Annotated in this window: 15 protein-coding genes and 2 pseudogenes; 11 read left to right on the forward strand and 6 right to left on the reverse strand. The window is 74.4% G+C overall.

What is annotated here, in order from left to right; all coding sequences use genetic code 11:
* Positions 1-1,077 precede the first annotated feature (1,077 nt).
* Positions 1,078-1,710 carry a TIGR03085 family metal-binding protein gene (locus OG875_RS24045; protein ID WP_330176302.1) on the reverse strand — a complete coding sequence of 211 codons (633 nt, stop codon included), beginning with the start codon at positions 1,708-1,710 and terminating at the stop codon, positions 1,078-1,080.
* An 84-nt stretch (positions 1,711-1,794) separates the two neighbouring features.
* Here OG875_RS24045 and hisI point away from each other — a divergent pair, with 84 nt between their 5' ends.
* The 11 genes and pseudogenes from hisI to lgt all read left to right on the forward strand — a co-directional run bounded on the left by hisI (position 1,795) and on the right by lgt (position 11,605).
* Positions 1,795-2,196, forward strand: coding sequence for a phosphoribosyl-AMP cyclohydrolase (hisI, locus tag OG875_RS24050; protein ID WP_330176303.1), 402 nt, complete (start codon positions 1,795-1,797; stop codon positions 2,194-2,196).
* Positions 2,197-2,207: 11 nt separating this feature from the next.
* Entirely contained in the window at positions 2,208-3,716 is a 1,509-nt protein-coding gene (locus OG875_RS24055) for an anthranilate synthase component I (protein ID WP_330176304.1), read from the forward strand.
* Positions 3,717-3,765: 49 nt separating this feature from the next.
* Positions 3,766-4,449, forward strand: coding sequence for a TIGR02234 family membrane protein (locus OG875_RS24060; RefSeq protein ID WP_330176305.1), 684 nt, complete (start codon positions 3,766-3,768; stop codon positions 4,447-4,449).
* A gap of 133 nt (positions 4,450-4,582) precedes the next feature.
* A pseudogene (locus tag OG875_RS24065) lies at positions 4,583-4,822 on the forward strand (HGxxPAAW family protein); the annotation flags it as partial.
* A 571-nt stretch (positions 4,823-5,393) separates the two neighbouring features.
* On the forward strand, positions 5,394-5,834 hold the full coding sequence (locus tag OG875_RS24070) for a DUF2752 domain-containing protein (RefSeq protein WP_330176307.1): 441 nt from the start codon (positions 5,394-5,396) through the stop codon (positions 5,832-5,834).
* 148 nt (positions 5,835-5,982) lie between these two features.
* Positions 5,983-6,792 (forward strand): indole-3-glycerol phosphate synthase TrpC, encoded by an 810-nt coding sequence (gene trpC / locus OG875_RS24075; RefSeq protein ID WP_330176308.1) that lies wholly within the window; start codon positions 5,983-5,985, stop codon positions 6,790-6,792.
* 8 nt (positions 6,793-6,800) lie between these two features.
* Positions 6,801-6,974: pseudogene (gene trpM / locus OG875_RS24080) on the forward strand (tryptophan biosynthesis modulator TrpM); the annotation flags it as partial.
* Between the two features lie 516 nt (positions 6,975-7,490).
* Positions 7,491-8,729, forward strand: coding sequence for a tryptophan synthase subunit beta (gene trpB / locus OG875_RS24085; RefSeq protein WP_330176309.1), 1,239 nt, complete (start codon positions 7,491-7,493; stop codon positions 8,727-8,729).
* A complete protein-coding gene (gene trpA, locus OG875_RS24090; protein ID WP_330176310.1) occupies positions 8,726-9,538 on the forward strand; it encodes a tryptophan synthase subunit alpha in 813 nt (270 codons plus the stop codon). Before trpB ends, trpA begins: the two co-directional genes overlap by 4 nt.
* A 75-nt stretch (positions 9,539-9,613) precedes the next feature.
* Positions 9,614-10,465: a DsbA family protein gene (locus tag OG875_RS24095; RefSeq protein ID WP_330176311.1), complete on the forward strand. Its 852-nt coding sequence runs from the start codon at positions 9,614-9,616 to the stop codon at positions 10,463-10,465.
* A 114-nt stretch (positions 10,466-10,579) separates the two neighbouring features.
* Positions 10,580-11,605 carry a prolipoprotein diacylglyceryl transferase gene (lgt, locus tag OG875_RS24100; RefSeq protein ID WP_330176312.1) on the forward strand — a complete coding sequence of 342 codons (1,026 nt, stop codon included), beginning with the start codon at positions 10,580-10,582 and terminating at the stop codon, positions 11,603-11,605.
* A 117-nt stretch (positions 11,606-11,722) separates the two neighbouring features.
* Here lgt and OG875_RS24105 read toward each other — a convergent pair whose 3' ends face one another.
* Genes OG875_RS24105 through OG875_RS24125 form a run of 5 tightly spaced genes read right to left on the reverse strand, consistent with a single transcriptional unit; the run spans position 11,723 to position 17,307 of the window.
* Positions 11,723-12,571 (reverse strand): HpcH/HpaI aldolase/citrate lyase family protein, encoded by an 849-nt coding sequence (locus OG875_RS24105; RefSeq protein WP_330176313.1) that lies wholly within the window; start codon positions 12,569-12,571, stop codon positions 11,723-11,725.
* Positions 12,568-13,797, reverse strand: a complete 1,230-nt coding sequence (locus tag OG875_RS24110; protein ID WP_330176314.1) for a CaiB/BaiF CoA transferase family protein — start codon at positions 13,795-13,797, stop codon at positions 12,568-12,570. Before OG875_RS24110 ends, OG875_RS24105 begins: the two co-directional genes overlap by 4 nt.
* Positions 13,794-14,684 carry a ribokinase gene (rbsK, locus tag OG875_RS24115; protein ID WP_330176315.1) on the reverse strand — a complete coding sequence of 297 codons (891 nt, stop codon included), beginning with the start codon at positions 14,682-14,684 and terminating at the stop codon, positions 13,794-13,796. The genes OG875_RS24110 and rbsK overlap by 4 nt, the downstream gene beginning before the upstream one ends.
* Positions 14,681-16,102, reverse strand: a complete 1,422-nt coding sequence (locus OG875_RS24120) for an ADP-ribosylglycohydrolase family protein (protein ID WP_330176316.1) — start codon at positions 16,100-16,102, stop codon at positions 14,681-14,683. Before OG875_RS24120 ends, rbsK begins: the two co-directional genes overlap by 4 nt.
* A complete protein-coding gene (locus OG875_RS24125) occupies positions 16,099-17,307 on the reverse strand; it encodes an ADP-ribosylglycohydrolase family protein (RefSeq protein ID WP_330176317.1) in 1,209 nt (402 codons plus the stop codon). The genes OG875_RS24120 and OG875_RS24125 overlap by 4 nt, the downstream gene beginning before the upstream one ends.
* Positions 17,308-17,315: the final 8 nt, after the last annotated feature.

The following is a 17,315-nucleotide window of genomic DNA, read 5'->3' on the forward strand; positions in this document are numbered from 1 at the left end:
GCCGGGCCCGAGGACCGTCACGGACGGACGGACGCCCGCCACGTACCGCTGAGGCACGACGGGGCCGGTTTCCCGGGCCGCGCACTCCCTAGGCCGAACGGGGAGGTCCCGTCCCGACACCGGGCCGGGTCGCGTACGGCCGCTCCCACCGGCGGGGTCGGAGACTTCCGGGTACGAGCCGGGCGCGTGCCCCCGCGTGGCACGTGCCCGGAGATCGCAGCCTGCGTCGCCGCCCGGCCGACGTCGAACGCCGTACCGACCACGGGCTTGGGGGCGGAGAGCCGGCCGCGTACGGGCTTCCGCGCCGTCCGCGCCCCGAGAAACCAGGTCCTTGGCTTGTGCCGCCGACACGGACTCCCGAGCGCGCCCAGCCGTCTCGCGGCGGGCCCGGGACGCGTCGCGTACGGCCGGTCCCACCCGGCGGGGGCAGAGCCTTGGGCACGCGCCCGTGTATGCCACTGCCCGGGGACCGCTGCCCGTCCGGCGCGGCCGGCCGACGCCGGACACGGCGTCAACGGACCTCCCCGCGCGGGGAGATGAGGTTCGCGCCACGACGCGCGCGAGACCCGCTCCTCGCGAGGGGCACAACGTATGCGCGCCCGCACGGGCCGTGCGGGCGGGAGGCCGGCCGCGTACGGGCTTCCGCGAGGTCCGCGACCCCGGGAACCAGTCAATTCGGCCGTGCGGCCGACCCGCCGACCACCGTGCCAACCAGCTGATCCGCACCCGATGCGGCCCGGCGCGTCACTGCGCCGGGGGCCGACCGGGCCCGGCCCCACCCACGCGCGACGACGCGGACGGCGTCCCCGAAGCAGCGCCCGCGTCAGGCGAACCCGCCGGGGACCGGGACGCCGCAGACGCTCGGGCCGGGCGGGTGACCGCCACAGGGCTCGCACAGGGGCCGGGCAAGCACGGGCCGCCACGTGTGCGACCGACGCGCGCGGCGGCCCCGACGGAACTCGGACCCGGGCCGGCCGGAGACAGGCCCAGCTCCCGCAGTGTGGCCCCCGGGCCGCCCGGCTCGTCGCCGGGCGGGCGCCGTGCCTCGGCCCGCCGACACGCGGGACGCGGCCCCGCCTACATCCCCAGCTTCGCCCGCTGCACCCGGTCGATCGCCTCCTTGTCGCCCTCCACGTCCACCCGCGCCGAGTCCTGGCGCCCGTAGACGAACAGCAGCAGTTCGCCCGGCTCGCCGGTGACCGTGACCACGGGGGAGCCCCGGTGGGCCACCGCCGTCTGGCCGTCCGGGCGGCGCAGTACCAGGCCGACCGGGGACTTGCGGCCCATCATCCGGGCGCCCTTCTCCAGCCGCGCCCACAGCGCGTTCGAGAAGACCTTGTCCAGTTCGCGGGGCGTCCAGTCGGGCTGGGCCCGGCGTACGTCCTCCGCGTGCACGTAGTACTCGATCGTGTTCGCCGCCTCGTCGACCTGCTTGATGCCGAAGGGCGACATCCGGGGCGGGCCCGTACGGATGAGCTGGATCAGCTCCTCGTACGGCTTCGCCACATACTCGGCCTGCACCCGCTCCAGGCGGTTCCTGAGCGGGCCGATGAGCTGCCCGCCCGCCGCGTCCGGGCGGCGCTCGCGCACCACCACGTGCGCCGCCAGATCCCGGGCGGTCCAGCCTTCGCACAACGTCGGGGCATCGGGCCCCGCCGACTCCAACAGGTCGGCGAGGAGAAGTCGTTCACGCTTCGCATGGGTCGACATACGGGCAAGCGTACGACTGTCACGCGCCGTCCGCCCAGTGGACGCCCACCCCGCCGGTCCGGGCGGGCGCGGCACAATGGGCGCATGACCAGCACGACCGGGGACCCCGTCCCCAGCAGCGGCCTCGACCCCGCCCTCGCCGCCCGGCTCAAGCGCGGCCCCGGGGGACTGATTCCGGCCATCGCCCAGCAGTACGACACCGGTGAGGTGCTGATGCTCGGCTGGATGGACGACGAGGCCCTGCACCGCACCCTCACCACCGGACGCGGCACCTACTGGTCCCGCAGCCGCCGCGCGTACTGGGTCAAGGGCGACACCTCCGGCCATGTCCAGCACGTCAGGTCCGTCGCGCTCGACTGCGACGCCGACACGATCCTCCTCAAGGTCGACCAGGTCGGCGCCGCCTGCCACACCGGCGACCGGACCTGTTTCGACGCCGACGTCATCCTGCCGACAGCGCGCACCGACGGCCCCGCCGCCGACTAGGCTCTCCGGCCATGGATCTCGACACCTTCCGCAAGCTGGCGGTCGACCGCCGTGTCATCCCGGTCGGCCGCAGGCTCCTCGCGGACGGCGACACCCCGGTCGGTCTCTACCGCAAGCTCGCCGCCGAACGCCCGGGGACCTTCCTCCTCGAATCCGCCGAGAACGGCCGCTCCTGGTCGCGCTACTCCTTCATCGGCGTACGGTCCGCCGCCACCCTCACCGAACGCGACGGCCGGACCCACTGGCTCGGCACCCCGCCCGTCGGCGTCCCCGTCGACGGCGACCCGCTCGCCGCGCTGCGCGCCACCGTCGAGGCCCTGCACACCCCCCGCACCCCGCACGACGTGGAGGCCGACCTGCCGCCCTTCACCGGCGGCATGGTCGGCTACCTGGGCTTCGACGTCGTCCGCCGCCTGGAGAAGAAGATCGGCGACCACGCGCGCGACGATCTCCACCTGCCCGAACTGACGATGCTGCTCACCTCCGACCTCGCCGTCCTGGACCACTACTCCGGCACCGTCCTGCTCATCGCCAACGCGATCAACCACAACGACCTCGACTCGGGCGTGGACGAGGCGTACGCCGACGCCGTCGGCCGGCTCGACGCGATGGAACGCGACCTCGCCCGCCCCGCGGACGGCGCCCCCACCGCCCTGCCGCCCTCCGAACTCCCGCCGTACACCGCCCTCTGGGGCGGCGCCGCCTACCAGGAGGCCGTCGAGGACATCAAGGAGCGCATCCGGGCCGGCGAGGCGTTCCAGGTCGTGCCCTCGCAGCGCTTCGAGACCCCCTGCGAGGCGAGCGCGCTCGACGTCTACCGGGTACTGCGGGCCACCAACCCGAGCCCGTACATGTACCTCTTCCGCTTCGACGGCTTCGATGTCGTCGGCTCCAGCCCCGAGGCACTGGTCAAGGTCGAGGACGGGCACGCGATGGTCCACCCGATCGCCGGCACCCGCCCGCGCGGCGCGACCCCGCAGGACGACCAGGCCCTCGCCGACGAACTGCTCGCCGACCCCAAGGAACGCGCCGAGCACCTGATGCTGGTCGACCTCGGCCGCAACGACCTCGGCCGGGTCTGCGAACCGGGCAGCGTCGAGGTCGTGGACTTCATGTCCGTCGAGCGCTACTCGCACGTCATGCACATCGTCTCGACGGTCACCGGCCGCGTCGCCGAGGGCCGCAGCGCCTTCGACGTCCTCACCGCCTGCTTCCCGGCCGGCACCCTCTCCGGCGCCCCGAAGCCCCGCGCCCTCCAGATCATCGACGAACTGGAGCCCTCCCGGCGCGGTCTGTACGGAGGCTGCGTCGGCTACCTCGACTTCGCCGGCGACTCCGACACCGCCATCGCGATCCGTACGGCCCTGCTCCGCGACGGCACCGCGTACGTCCAGGCGGGCGCGGGCGTCGTCGCCGACTCCGACCCCGTCGCCGAGGACACCGAGTGCCGCAACAAGGCGGCGGCGGTGCTGCGCGCGGTGCACACCGCGAACCGGCTGACCGGGCTGACCGGGAGGTAGCCGACTGGCGGGAGGCCCGTACGAGGCGGGCCGGAGGCCGTAGGGGATAGTGGGCCGGGTGACTGCCGTACCCGTTCCCCAGCCCCGCGCCGAGACCGCGGCGGACGCCGCACGACGGCGCGCCGGCCGAAGCCTCGGCGTCGCCCTCCTGCTCGGCGCCGCCGGCTCCGCCGTGGTGCTGATCGCCTCCGGCCAGACGTGGGCCGAGGGCAGCGCCGTCGTGGCGGGCGGGCGTGTGCCGCTCGACGCCGGGGGCCGTGACGTCACCGGCGTCCCCGCCGCGCTCGCCGTCGCCGGACTCGCCGCCCTCGTCGCCGTGTTCGCCGTCCGTACGGCGGGCCGGACCCTGGTCGCCGGGCTGCTCGCCCTGAGCGGCGCGGGCGCGACCGCCGCCGCGCTCGTCGGCGCCACGGACGGCGCGGCGCTCGACGACCGGGCCGCCCGCACCACGGGCGACACCGCCGCCACCGTCGACGCCCTCACCCACACCGCCTGGCCCTACGTGACGGCGGCCGGCGGACTGCTGATCCTGCTCGCCGGACTGCTGGCCCTGAGATACGGATCACACTGGCCGTCCATGTCGGGCCGCTACGAACGCGACGGCACCCCGCGCGCCGCCCGTGTCCGCGCCCCCGCCACCAGGCCCGCCAAGGCCCCCGGGCCCGCCGCCGACCCCGACCGGCCCGAGGACATGTGGAAGGCCCTGGACCGGGGCGAGGACCCCACGGGCTGATCCCGCGACCGCCGTCCGGACCCCTCGGCGGGGAACGCCGACGGGTGCGGGACAATGAAAGCTGAGCGTTCGACCCACCCAGCGCGCGACCCCAGCGCCACAGCAGCACCATCAGCAAACGAGGAGCGAATTCATGGCGGGCAGCAGCCACGGACACACCCCGGCCGCCTGGACCGGTGTCACCATCTCTGTCATCGGCTTCTGCGTCGCAGGCGTCTTCATGGTCGCGGCCGATCCGATCGGCTTCGTCGCGGGCCTGGCGGTCATCCTCCTCGGCGGTGTCGTCGGTCTCGCCATGAGCGCCGCGGGCCTCGGCGCGGTCAAGGAGTCCGAGGCCGCGAAGCAGGCCCGCGTGGAGGCCGCGCGCGCGTCCCTGGACCGCCAGGAGCGCGAGGCCCAGGAGCGCGGCGAGGGCCACCCCACCGCCCAGCCGAAGGTCCAGGCGACCGCCGAGCCGGCCGGCCAGACCGCGTAACCGGCGCACGCCGGTACACCAGTACGTCGCTACGCCCGTGGGCGCGGCCCCCGCTCGACGGGGCCGCGCCCACGGGCGTAGCAACCTCATAACGGCCCGGACCTTCCGCGGTCCTGCCCGGCCGCGACACCGGGCCGCTGCTTCGCCCCGAACACCCTCACCCCCTCGTGTCCCGGCAGCCCGCCCGTACCTGGCACAGGTCGCCCCCCGGGCTGGTTCGCCGGCTCGCGGCACACCCCGGCTCCGGTGGACGGCGGGCCCGTGCGGACCCTGTCCCGCCGACGACGCGCGTACGGGACCCGTCCGCAGGTGCGCCCGTACCTGGCACTGGTCGCCCCCTGGGGCCGGTTCGCCGGCTCGCGACACACTCCGGTCCGGGTGGGGGCGCTCCCGTGCGGACCGGGACCGCCGACGACGCGCGTACCGGGCCCCGCCGCGCTTTCGGGCCCGCACGGGGGACAATCACCGGGTGGACGCCCCGCCTGCCCCCGCAACCCCGCCTCCGGTCCCCGTGCCCCGCGCCCGGCGGCTGATCGCCCCGTTGGGCACCCTCACCGGCGTGCTCGCCGCGTTCACGTACGTCGGTCTGGTCGACCCCAACGAGAGCGGTCACTACCCCGTCTGCCCGCTGCTCGCCCTGACCGGCCTCTACTGCCCCGGCTGCGGCGGACTGCGCAGCGCGCACGCCGTCGCGCACGGCGACCTCGCCGCCGCCCTCGGCGCCAACGCGCTCGCCGTCACCGGCTACGCCGCCTTCGCGGCGGTGTGGCTGGTGTGGCTGATTCACGTCGTTCGCGGCACGCCGACGCGGGTCTCGGTGCCCCCCTTCGCCGGATGGGCCCTCGGCGCGGTCCTGCTCGCGTTCACGGTGGTGCGGAACCTGCCGTTCGGCTCCTCGCTCGCTCCCTGACGCGTCGGCCGATGTCCGCCACGACGTCCGGACGGCGGGGGACCGACCCTCCGGATGCGGGCCCCGCGCCCTCATCCGGATACCATCGACGTGGCTGATCCTGATCCCCGGCCGCATCCGACACCGTTCCCGGAAGGGGGCCGCTCGCGTGAGTGTGCTCGACGAGATCATCGAAGGCGTACGCGCCGACCTCGCGGAGCGGCAGGCGCGCGTCGGCCTCGACGAGCTCAAGGAGCGGGCGGGCAGGGCGCGGTCGGCCAAGGACGGCGTCGCCGCGCTGCGCGGCGAGGGCGTCACCGTGATCTCCGAAGTCAAGCGCTCCAGCCCCTCCAAGGGCGCGCTGGCCGCGATCGCCGACCCCGCCGGACTGGCCGCCGAGTACGAGGCGGGCGGCGCGTCCGTCATCTCCGTACTGACCGAGCAGCGCCGTTTCGGCGGCTCGCTGGCCGACCTCGAAGCCGTCCGCGCCAGGGTCGACATCCCCGTCCTGCGCAAGGACTTCATCGTGACGGCGTACCAGCTGTGGGAGGCCCGCGCGTACGGCGCCGATCTCGCCCTGCTGATCGTCGCCGCCCTGGAGCAGCCCGCGCTGGTCTCGCTGGTCGAGCGCGCCGAGTCGATCGGCCTCACCCCGCTCGTGGAGGTCCACGACGAGGAGGAGGTGGAGCGCGCGGTCGACGCCGGGGCGCGGATCATCGGGGTCAACGCCCGCGACCTGAAGACGCTGAAGGTCGACCGCAGCACGTTCGAACGGCTCGCCCCCGAGATCCCGGACAGCATCGTCAAGATCGCCGAGTCCGGTGTGCGCGGGCCCCACGACCTCATCGCGTACGCCAACGCGGGCGCCGACTCCGTCCTCGTCGGCGAGTCCCTGGTCACCGGGCGCGACCCGAAGACGGCGGTGGCCGATCTGGTCGCCGCCGGCGCCCACCCGGCACTGCGGCACGGACGGGGCTGACCTCCACCATGCCCGCGCCCGCTCCCGGACAGCACCTGGCCACCGTGCCCGTGCCCCACGCGCCACTGGCGCGCGGGTGCCGGCCGCGCGGCTGCCGGGCGCCGGCCCGGCGGGTCCACGGCAGGCGGGTGCGGTACGTGATCGGTGACGAACCCGGTCAGGTCAACGGCATGCGATGGCGCCGGGCCGCGCCCGGACGAGGCCCTTCCGACCGCGACCACCGCACGACCGCGCAGCGGCCGTACGACGGCGCAGCAGCCGCACGACGGCGCAGGCGCGCGACCGCGTAGCCGACCACACGAACGGCTCGGTCCTCCGTACGACCGCCCACCCGCGCGGCCGTACGGCAGGCCGCGCGCGTGCCGTGCGCATGTCGTCGCGACGGGACAGCACCGGTTCCTTCCGTCGGCACGTCGGCACGTCGTCGCGTCGAACCGCCGTTCCGTCGACCCGTCGACCCGTCCACCCGTCGGAAAGATCCCTCACCCGGCGCGGCTCCCCGCAGGCACCCCCGCGGGGACGTCGCCGGAGCCGGCCGCGTACACCTCCGTACGAAGGCCGGTCGTCCGCCACGCGAGCGCGCGCACCCGCGGTGGTTCGCGCCCCGCCCCGGGCGGACGGCGGCACGTGTCGGACACGCCCGTGCGCCCGCGGCACCCCCATCCTTCAACTCCCCACGTTTTCCGAGGAGATCATCCGTGACGTCCGAGTTCTTCATTCCCGACCCGCTCGGTCTGAGCCCGAACGCCGAGGGGTACTTCGGCGCCTTCGGCGGCAAGTTCATCCCCGAGGCGCTCGTCGCCGCCGTGGACGAGGTCGCCGTCGAGTACGAGAAGGCCAAGGGCGACCCCGCCTTCATCGCCGAGCTGGGCGACCTCCTGGCCAACTACACCGGCCGCCCCAGCGCCCTCACCGAGGTCCCCCGGTTCGCCGCCGAGGCGGGCGGTGCCCGCGTCTTCCTCAAGCGGGAGGACCTGAACCACACCGGCTCCCACAAGATCAACAACGTGCTCGGCCAGGCGCTGCTCACCCGGCGCATGGGCAAGACCCGCGTCATCGCCGAGACCGGCGCCGGACAGCACGGCGTCGCCACCGCCACCGCCTGCGCGCTGTTCGGCCTCGAATGCACCATCTACATGGGCGAGATCGACACCGAGCGCCAGGCCCTCAACGTGGCCCGCATGCGGATGCTCGGCGCCGAGGTCGTCCCCGTCACCTCCGGCAGCCGCACCCTGAAGGACGCCATCAACGAGGCGTTCCGCGACTGGGTCGCCAACGTGGACCGTACGCACTACCTGTTCGGCACCGTCGCCGGACCGCACCCCTTCCCCGCGATGGTCCGCGACTTCCACCGCGTCATCGGCGTCGAGGCGCGGCGGCAGCTCCTTGAGCGGACGGGCCGGCTGCCGGACGCCGCCGTCGCCTGTGTCGGAGGCGGGTCCAACGCGATCGGCCTGTTCCACGCGTTCCTCGCCGACGAGGGCGTACGGCTGGTGGGCTGCGAGCCCGCCGGTCACGGCATCGCGACCGGTGAGCACGCGGCGACCCTGAGCGCGGGCGAACCCGGCATCCTGCACGGCTCACGCTCCTACGTCCTCCAGGACGAGGAGGGCCAGATCACCGAGCCGTACTCGATCTCCGCCGGACTCGACTACCCGGGCATCGGCCCCGAGCACGCCCATCTCAAGGACAGCGGACGCGGCGAGTACCGGGCCGTGACCGACGACGACGCGATGAAGGCGCTGCTGCTGCTCTCCCGCACCGAGGGCATCATCCCGGCCATCGAGAGCGCGCACGCGCTCGCCGGGGCGCTGGAGGTCGGCCGTGAACTCGGGGGGGACGGCCTGATCGTCGTCAACCTCTCCGGGCGCGGCGACAAGGACATGGACACCGCCGCCCGCTACTTCGGGCTGTACGACGGGGAGAGCGCCAAGTGAGCGGCAACATCCAGCTGTTGAGCGACACCCTCGCCGCCGCGAGGAACGAGGGGCGCGCCGCGCTCATCGCCTATCTGCCCGCCGGGTTCCCCACGGTCGACGGCGGCATCGACGCGGTGAAGGCCGTCTTCGACGGCGGCGCCGACATCGTCGAGGTCGGACTGCCGCACAGCGACCCGGTCCTCGACGGCCCCGTCATCCAGACCGCCGACGACATCGCCCTCAAGGGCGGGGTGCGGATCGCGGACGTGATGCGCACGGTCCGCGAGGCGTACGCGGCCACCGGGAAGCCGGTGCTGGTCATGACGTACTGGAACCCGGTCGACCGGTACGGCGTCGAGCGCTTCACCACCGAACTGGCCGAGGCGGGCGGCGCCGGGTGCATCCTGCCCGACCTGCCCGTACAGGAGTCCGAGGTGTGGCGGCAGCACGCCGAGAAGCAGGGCCTGGCCACCGTCTTCGTCGTCGCGCCCAGCAGCAGGGACGACCGGCTGGCGAAGATCACGGCCGTCGGCACCGGATTCGTCTACGCCGCCTCCCTGATGGGCGTCACCGGCACCCGCCAGTCGGTGGGCGCGCAGGCCCACGACCTGGTACGGCGTACCCGCGCCACCACCGGACTGCCGGTCTGCGTCGGGCTCGGGGTGTCCAGCGCGGCGCAGGCCGCCGAGGTCGCCGCGTTTGCCGACGGGGTCATCGTCGGGTCGGCCTTCGTCAAGCTGATGCTGGACGCGCCCGACCACGCGGCGGGCCTCGCGGGGGTCCGCGCGCTCGCCGCCGACCTGGCCGAAGGCGTTCGCAAGCGCTGACGGACCGCGTCGCTCGTACGGGTGGACCTGGGACCGGGGAGGTGCGCACGCGCCTCCCCGGTTCGTTGCTGAGGCGTGAGCGAGAAGAACCGTGAGACGAAGCGGAGCGCCCGAGAGCGGCTCCAGGTCCAGCGTGAGCAGGAGAAGAAGCGGGAGCGGCGAAAGCGCACCCTGGTCGTCTCGGCGGCGGTGGTGGGCGTGCTGGGCGCGGCGGCGGCGGTCGGGCTCGTCGCCACCCAGATGAACAAGGACAAGGGCGGCAGCTCGGCGGCCGGTCCCGTGCTCGCGCCGTCGGGCGCGCAGGGCAAGGACGCGCTGTCGATCCCGGTGGGCAGGCCCGACGCGCCGGCCACCCTCACCGTGTGGGAGGACTTCCGCTGCCCGGCCTGCGGCCAGTTCGAGAACGCGTTCCGGGACACGATCAAGGAACTGGAGGCCGCCGGCCGGCTCAAGGTCGAGTACCACCTCGCCACGATCATCGACGGCAACATGGGCGGCAGCGGCTCGCTGCGGGCCGCCAACGCGGCGGCGTGCGCGCAGGACGCGGGCAAGTTCGCCGCGTACCACGACACGCTCTTCCTGAACCAGCCGCCGGAGCCCGACGACGCCTTCGCCGACAACGCCCGGCTGCTGGAGCTGGCGGGCAAGGTCGACGGCCTGGCGAAGGCGCCCGGCTTCCGCCAGTGCGTGGAGGACGGTACGCACGACACCTGGGTGGCCGATTCGAACGCGGCCTTCCAGAGCGGCGGCTTCGGCGGTACGCCGACGGTCCTGCTCAACGGTGAGTCCGTCTTCCCCAAGAAGGAGGGCGAGGACATCACCCCGGCCAACTTCACGCGGTGGGTCGAGGAGGCCACGAAGGGCAAGCAGCCCGGGACGGCCCCGGCGAGCCCGCCGGAGACCGGCTCGCCCTCGTCGTCCTCCTGACCCCGGGCCCTGTCCTGAGCCCGCGCCGGGCGCGGTCCCGCGCGGGCTCGTTATCCAGAAGTTGCCGGGCGGGCCCCCGCGGGCCCCACCCGGCACGGTAGCGTCGGAACCGCCATGGAACTTGCCTACATCCCCAGTCCGTCGAGCGGCGTGGTCGAACTCGGACCACTTCCGCTGCGCGGCTACGCGTTCTGCATCATCCTCGGTGTCTTCGTCGCCGTCTGGTACGGGAACAAGCGCTGGGTCGCCCGAGGCGGCAAGGCCGGCACCGTCGCAGACGTCTCCGTCTGGGCCGTGCCCTTCGGACTCGTCGGCGGCCGGCTCTACCACGTGATCACCGATTACCAGCTGTATTTCAGCGACGGCAAGAACTGGGTCGACGCCTTCAAGATCTGGGAGGGCGGCCTCGGTATCTGGGGCGCCATCGCCCTCGGCGCCGTCGGCGCCTGGATCGGCTGCCGCCGCCGGGGCATCCCGCTGCCGGCGTACGCGGACGCCATCGCCCCGGCCATCGTGATCGCCCAGGCCATCGGCCGCTGGGGCAACTGGTTCAACCAGGAGCTGTACGGCAAGGCCACCGACGTGCCGTGGGCGCTGAAGATCAGCGAGGGTGTCAACCGCGAGGCCGGTACGTACCACCCGACGTTCCTCTACGAGTCGCTGTGGTGCGTCGGTGTGGCGCTGCTCGTGGTCTGGGCCGACCGGCGCTTCACGCTCGGACACGGCCGGGCGTTCGCGCTCTACGTCGCCGCCTACTGCGTCGGGCGCGCCTGGATCGAGTATCTGCGCGTCGACGAGGCGCACGAGGTGCTGGGGCTGCGTCTGAACGTGTGGACCGCGCTCGTCGTCTTCGTCCTCGCGGTGGCGTACATCGTGCTCTCGGCGCGGATGCGGCCGGGGCGCGAGGAGCTCGTGGAGCCCGACCGGGAGGCGCTGGTCAAGGCCGCCAAGGAGGCGAAGGAAGCGAAGAAGGCAGGCGCTCCGAGCACGGGCACACCCGGCACGGACACCGACGTCACCGACGTCACGGACGCCGACAACGGTGACCGGGCGGGTGTCGCCGCCGACGCCGAGAGGGACGCGGACGACGGGGCGGAGCCTGCGGGCAGCCCCGACGCCGCCACGGCCAAGAACGTCTGACCGGGCGCGCACCGCGCCCACGGCGCACGAGCCACCGACAAGGGCCGCCGGACCTCCTCAGGGGTCCGGCGGCCCTGTCGTGTGCCGTCCCGGGTTCTGTCGTTGTGCTCGCCGGGCTCAGCTGTGTGCCGCTGCCAGCAGGAGTGTGCGGCGTGCCGCCGCTACGATCGCGGCGTCCACGAACCGTCCGTCGGGCAGTGCCAGCGCCCCCGCGCCCGAGGCCGCAGCCGCCATGATCTCCATGGCCGTCTCGACCTCCCGCGCGGTCGGCAGATACGCGCGCTCGATCACCGGCAACTGGCGTGGATGGATCGCCGACCGCCCGAAGAAGCCCAGCGAGCGGCCGTACGCGCAGGACACGGCCAGCCCGTCCAGGTCCCGTACGTCGGGGAACACCGACTGGACCGGCGCCGGCAGACCGGCCGCCCGTGCCGCCACCACGACCCTGCCGCGCGGCCAGTCGAGCCCGGCCCCGTCGCCGACGCCCAGATCGGTGCGGAGATCGGCCTCCCCGAGGGCGATCCCGCACACCGAGGGGTGGGCGGTGGCGACGGCGTGCGCGTTCTCGACGCCGAGCGCCGATTCGAGGAGCGCGTACAACGGGGTGCCCGGCGCGAGGGCGGCGGCACGGTGGATGTCCGCCGGGCCCGTGACCTTCGGCAGCCGCAGTCCCGCCAGACCGGGCAGCCCGGCCAGGGCCAGGACGTCGTCCTCGTCCGCGACCCGGACATGGACCGGGACCGGCCCGGGGCCCAGGGAGGACAGCAGCTCGGCCGTCGCGGCGCGGGCGTACGCGCGGCGGCCGGGGGACACCGCGTCCTCCAGGTCCACGATCACCGCGTCCGCCCCGGAGGCGAGTGCCTTGCGCACCGTGTCCGGCCGGTCCCCCGGCGCGTACAGCCAGGTCAGCGGGGCGGGACCGGTGTCGCACGGCACCGTTCCGCCCGCCGCCCTCCCGCCTGTCACAGTGCGCCTTCCGCACGGAGGGCGTCGATCTCCGGGGCCGACAGGCCCAGCTCGGTGAGGACCGCGTCCGTGTCCGCGCCGTGCGGGCGGCCCGCCCAGCGGATCGCGCCGGGGGTCTCGGAGAGCCGGAAGAGGACGTTCTGCATCCGGATCGGGCCCAGCTCCGGGTCGGGGACCTCGGTCACGGTGTCCAGCGCCCGGTACTGCGGGTCGGCCATCACGTCGCGGATGTCGTAGACCGGCGCGATCGCCGCCTCCGCCTTCTCGAACGCGGCCGTCGCGTCGTCGCGCGAGTGCCGGGCGATCCAGCCGCCCACCGCCTCGTCCAGCACGTCCGCGTGCTCCGCCCGCCCGCTGCCGGTCGCGAACCACGGCTCCTCGGTCAGCTCCGCCCGCCCCACCAGCCGCATCACCCGCTCGGCGACCGACTGGGCGGAGGTGGAGACCGCGAGCCAGGACCCGTCGGCGGTGCGGTAGATGTTGCGGGGGGCGTTGTTACGGGAGCGGTTGCCGGTACGGGGCTGGACATGGCCGAGCTGGTCGTACCAGAGCGGCTGCGGCCCCAGCACCGTCAGGATCGGCTCGATGATCGCCAGGTCCACCACCTGACCCCGGCCCGTCGCCGCCCGGCCGTGCAGGGCGGTCAGCACCGCGTACGCGGTGGCCAGCGCCGCGATCGAGTCGGCCAGCCCGAACGGCGGCAGCGTCGGCGGGCCCTCGGGCTCCCCGGTCATCGCGGCGAACCCGCTCATCGCCTCGGCGAGCGTGCCGAACCCGGGACGGTGGGAGTACGGGCCGAACTGCCCGAAGCCGGTGACCCGCGCCAGCACCAGCCGGGGGTTGACGGCGGAGAGTTCGGGCCAGCCGAGGCCCCAGCGCTCCAGGGTGCCGGGGCGGAAGTTCTCGATGATCACATCCGCGTCGGCGGCCAGCCGCAGCAGCACGTCACGGCCCGCCCCGGTGCTGAGATCAAGGGTGACCGTGCGCTTGTTGCGGCCGAGGATCTTCCACCAGAGGCCGATCCCGTCCTTGGCGGGTCCGTGCCCGCGCGACGGGTCGGGGCGGGTGGGATGCTCGATCTTCACGACGTCGGCGCCGAAGTCACCGAGCATCGTGGCGGCGAGGGGACCCGCGAACAGCGTGGCGAGATCCAGCACGCGCACGCCGTGCAGCGGGGGAGCGGCGGGCCCCGGGATTCCCGGGGCGGTGGTGGGGGCGGTGCTCATGAGGCGGCCTCGTCGATCTCGGAGCGGTAGGGCATGGAGGTGGACGCGCCGTGGCGTCCCACGCAGAGCCCGGCGGCGGCCGACGCCCAGCGCGCGGCGGCATTCATTGGGCGGCCCTCGCCGATCGCCACGGCGAGCGCGCCGACGAACGTGTCACCGGCGCCCGTGGTGTCCACGGCGGTCACCTCCGGCGCGGGCACGGCCACCGGATCGGCGCCACGCGCCGCGTACAGACAGCCCGCCGCGCCCAGCGTGATCACCACCTCGGGCACCCGCCGCAGCAGCGCCTCGGCCGCCGCGTACGGGTCGGCGACGCCCGCCAGCGCGGCGGCCTCGTGCTCGTTGGGGACCAACAGGTCGGTGACGGCGAGGAGTTCGGGCGGCAGTGGCTGGACGGGCGCCGGGGTCAGGATCGTCCGTACACCGTGCCGCCCGGCCGCCCGCGCCCCGTCGAGCACGGCGCTCAGCGGGAGTTCGAGCTGGAGGAGCAGGGAAGCGGCGGTGGCGATGAGGGTTTCCTCGCCGGGGCCGAGCGCGGTCACGGTGCCGTTGGCGCCGGGGACGACGACGATCGCGTTGCCGCCCTCGTCGTCCACGACGATGTGCGCGGTGCCGGAGGGGCCCTCGGCGGTGTGCAGGAGATCTGTGTCGACGCCCGACGAGGTGAGCGTGTGCCGGAGCCGGGCGCCGAACTCGTCGTCACCGACCGCGCCGATCATCGCCACCTCGCCCCCGGCGCGGGCGGCGGCGACCGCCTGGTTGGCGCCCTTGCCGCCGGGGACCGTACGGAACTCCCGGCCCGTGACGGTCTCCCCCTGCTTCGGGGCCCGTGCCACGTACGCGACGAGGTCCATGTTGGTGCTGCCGAGCACCACGATGCCGGTCATGGGCGGAGTGCCTCCTCGGTGAGCCGGGCGAGTTCGTCGAAGCCGATGCCGTCGAACGCGATGCCGTCCGATCCGCCGACGGAGGTCGCGAGGCGGTTCTTGAGCGGCGCCGTCCACCGCTCGGGCAGCCGGTCCGGGTGGCCGGCCAGCAGACCGGCGACCGAACCGGCCGTCGCGCCGTTCGAGTCGGTGTCCCAACCACCGGACACCGCACGGCAGATGGAGCCGGTGAAGTCGCCGTCGGCGTGGGTGAGGGCGGCGGCGAGGAGCGCGGCGTTGGGGACCGCGTGGACCCAGTGGTAGTGACCGTACGCGGTGTGCAGCCGGTCCACGACGGTGTCGAAGTCCGGGTGGGCGCGGGCGGTCGCGATCGCCTCGCGGACGGCTTCCGCGAGGCGCGAGCGCGGGGGTACGACGGCGAGACCGGCGCGCAGGGAGGCGTGCACGTCCGCGCCGCCGCCCGCCGCGGCGAGCGTGCCCGCGACGAACACCGCGCCGAACACACCGTTCGCGGTGTGCGTCAACGCGGCGTCCCGGTAAGCCTGTTCGGCGGCCGACGCGGGGTCGCCGGGGTGTGTCCAGCCGTGCGCGTCGGCGCGGATCGCCGCGCCGATCCACTCCCGGAACGGGTTGTGGTGCCGGGCGGTGTCCGGCGGCCCGATCCCCGAGAGGAGGTTGCGGTACGCGACGCGCTCGGCGGTGAACGTACGCCCGGCGGGCAGCAGGTCGAGCCAGAGGCGGGCGACGTCGGCGGTGTGGAAGGCGCGGCCGTACCGGCGGAGCAACAGCACATTGAGCAGCGGGTAGTTGAGGTCGTCGTCCTCGGGCATGCCGTCGATGTTCTCGGCGAGCGAGTTGCCGGCGGAGCGCCGGTTCCAGGGGTGTGCGGCGGCGAGACCGGCGGGCAGGCCCCTGGCGGTGAACCAGGTGGTCAGCGGCCAGTTGCCGGTCGCGCGGGCGAGGGCGCGGATGGCGGGGAGGGGGAGCTTCTCGACGGGTTTGCCGAGCAGGCACCCGGCGGCACGGCCGAGCCAGGCGGCGTGCAACTGGTGTCTACGGAGGGGTGGTTGACTCCCGGTCCGCACCGGGAGCCGTGGAGTGATCGGCTCCCCGGGCCGGTCCGTCGGCCACGCCTCGCCGCACGCCCGCACGATGTCCGGCAGCGAAGTCGGCTCCCGGTCCGCCAACGGCGACGGCAGCAGGGCCAGTTCGTCCAGCAGGCGCAGCGCGAGCGCGCGCAGTTCCGGGGACGCCGGAGGAGTTGACGCACCGTCATGGCCGGGAGACACGGAGCCGCCCGCCGCCCGCCAGACCGCCGTCACGGCCGCGGCGTCGCGCCCGTCCTCGGCGGCCTGGCGCAGCTCGTGGCCCAGCAGGTCCTCCGGCTGGGCCCAGGTCACCCGCAGCGACCCGCTCATCGCGCCGACTCCGCGGCAGCCGTCGCCGTCGTCGCCGCTGTGAGGGCCGCGAACGCCGACTCGTGGGCCCGGCGGCGTACCGTGTCCCGTTCGAAGACCTCGTACGCCACCTCCGTCAGCGTCCGCGCCGGCGCGTGCAGATCGAGACGGCTCGCCTCCGCGACCCGCTTCGACCATTCCTCCGGGACCGCCGCCCCGCCGGCCAGCGCCCCCGCGATCGCCCCGCCCATCGTGGCGATCGAGTCGCAGTCGCGGCCGTAGTTGACCGAACCGAGCACCGTACGGCGGTAGTCGCCGCCCCCGACGAGCAACATGCCCAGGGCGACCGGCAGTTCCTCGATCGCGTGCAGCCGGGAGGGCCGGCGCGCGCCGAGGGACGGGGCGCGGTAGTCGGGGCCGACCGTGTCGAACGGCGCGACGGCCTCCCGCAGCGGACGCAGCGCCGACTCGAAGTCCTCGTGACCGGCGGCCACTTCGCACACCGCGTCGATCGCCGCGAGTGTCCCGTCCTTGGCGAGGACCAGACACGCGTCGACCACGCTCGTCGGTGTCGCGCCCGGCACGCACGCCGCCGCCACGGCCGCCGCCAGGACACCCGCCGCCTCCCTGCCGTACGACGACTGGTGCGGGCCGGCGACGTCCAGCGCCTCCGCGTACGCCGCCGCCGGATTCGCCGCGTTGACCAGGCCGACCGGCGCCATGTACATCGCCGCACCGCAGTTGACGATGTTCCCGGCGCCCGCCTCGCGGGGGTCGACATGCCCGTAGTGGACCCGGGCGACGAGCCACTTCTCGGCGAGGAAGATCCGCTGGAGCGGCAGCGCCTCCGCCTCCAGCTCGGGGATCCAGCGCGGCGTGGAGATCAGCTCGGGCACGAGGTGGTCGGCGACGGCGTACGCGTCGAGATGGTCGCGGACCGTGTCGTACACCCGCACCAGCGCGTGCGTCATCAAGGTGTCGTCGGTGACATGGCCGTCGCCCTTGTGGTACGGGGCGAGGGGCCGTGCCGTGCGCCAGTCCGCGTTCCAGGGCCCGACGATGCCGGACACCCGGCCGCCGTGCCGGTCCACGATCTGCTCCGGGGTGTAGCCCTCGACGGGACCGCCGAGCGCGTCGCCGACCGCCGCGCCGACGAGGCAGCCCGTGATCCGGTCGTCGAGGGTCGGGACGGGCAGGGGCGCGGCGGATGCTCTGAGCGTCGTCATGCCGGAAT

The organism is Streptomyces sp. NBC_01498, assembly GCF_036327775.1.
In the GTDB taxonomy this organism is placed as follows: domain Bacteria; phylum Actinomycetota; class Actinomycetes; order Streptomycetales; family Streptomycetaceae; genus Streptomyces.

Excerpts from the sequence above, each read along its gene's own strand:
- OG875_RS24055 (WP_330176304.1), top strand. The coding sequence starts at position 2,208 with ATGGATCTCGACACCTTCCGCAAGCTGGCGGTCGACCGCCGTGTCATC.
- rbsK (WP_330176315.1), bottom strand. The coding sequence starts at position 14,684 with ATGACCGGCATCGTGGTGCTCGGCAGCACCAACATGGACCTCGTCGCG.
- OG875_RS24110 (WP_330176314.1), bottom strand. The coding sequence starts at position 13,797 with ATGAGCACCGCCCCCACCACCGCCCCGGGAATCCCGGGGCCCGCCGCT.
- lgt (WP_330176312.1), top strand. The coding sequence starts at position 10,580 with ATGGAACTTGCCTACATCCCCAGTCCGTCGAGCGGCGTGGTCGAACTC.
- hisI (WP_330176303.1), top strand. The coding sequence starts at position 1,795 with ATGACCAGCACGACCGGGGACCCCGTCCCCAGCAGCGGCCTCGACCCC.
- OG875_RS24125 (WP_330176317.1), bottom strand. The coding sequence starts at position 17,307 with ATGACGACGCTCAGAGCATCCGCCGCGCCCCTGCCCGTCCCGACCCTC.
- OG875_RS24120 (WP_330176316.1), bottom strand. The coding sequence starts at position 16,102 with ATGAGCGGGTCGCTGCGGGTGACCTGGGCCCAGCCGGAGGACCTGCTG.
- OG875_RS24045 (WP_330176302.1), bottom strand. The coding sequence starts at position 1,710 with ATGTCGACCCATGCGAAGCGTGAACGACTTCTCCTCGCCGACCTGTTG.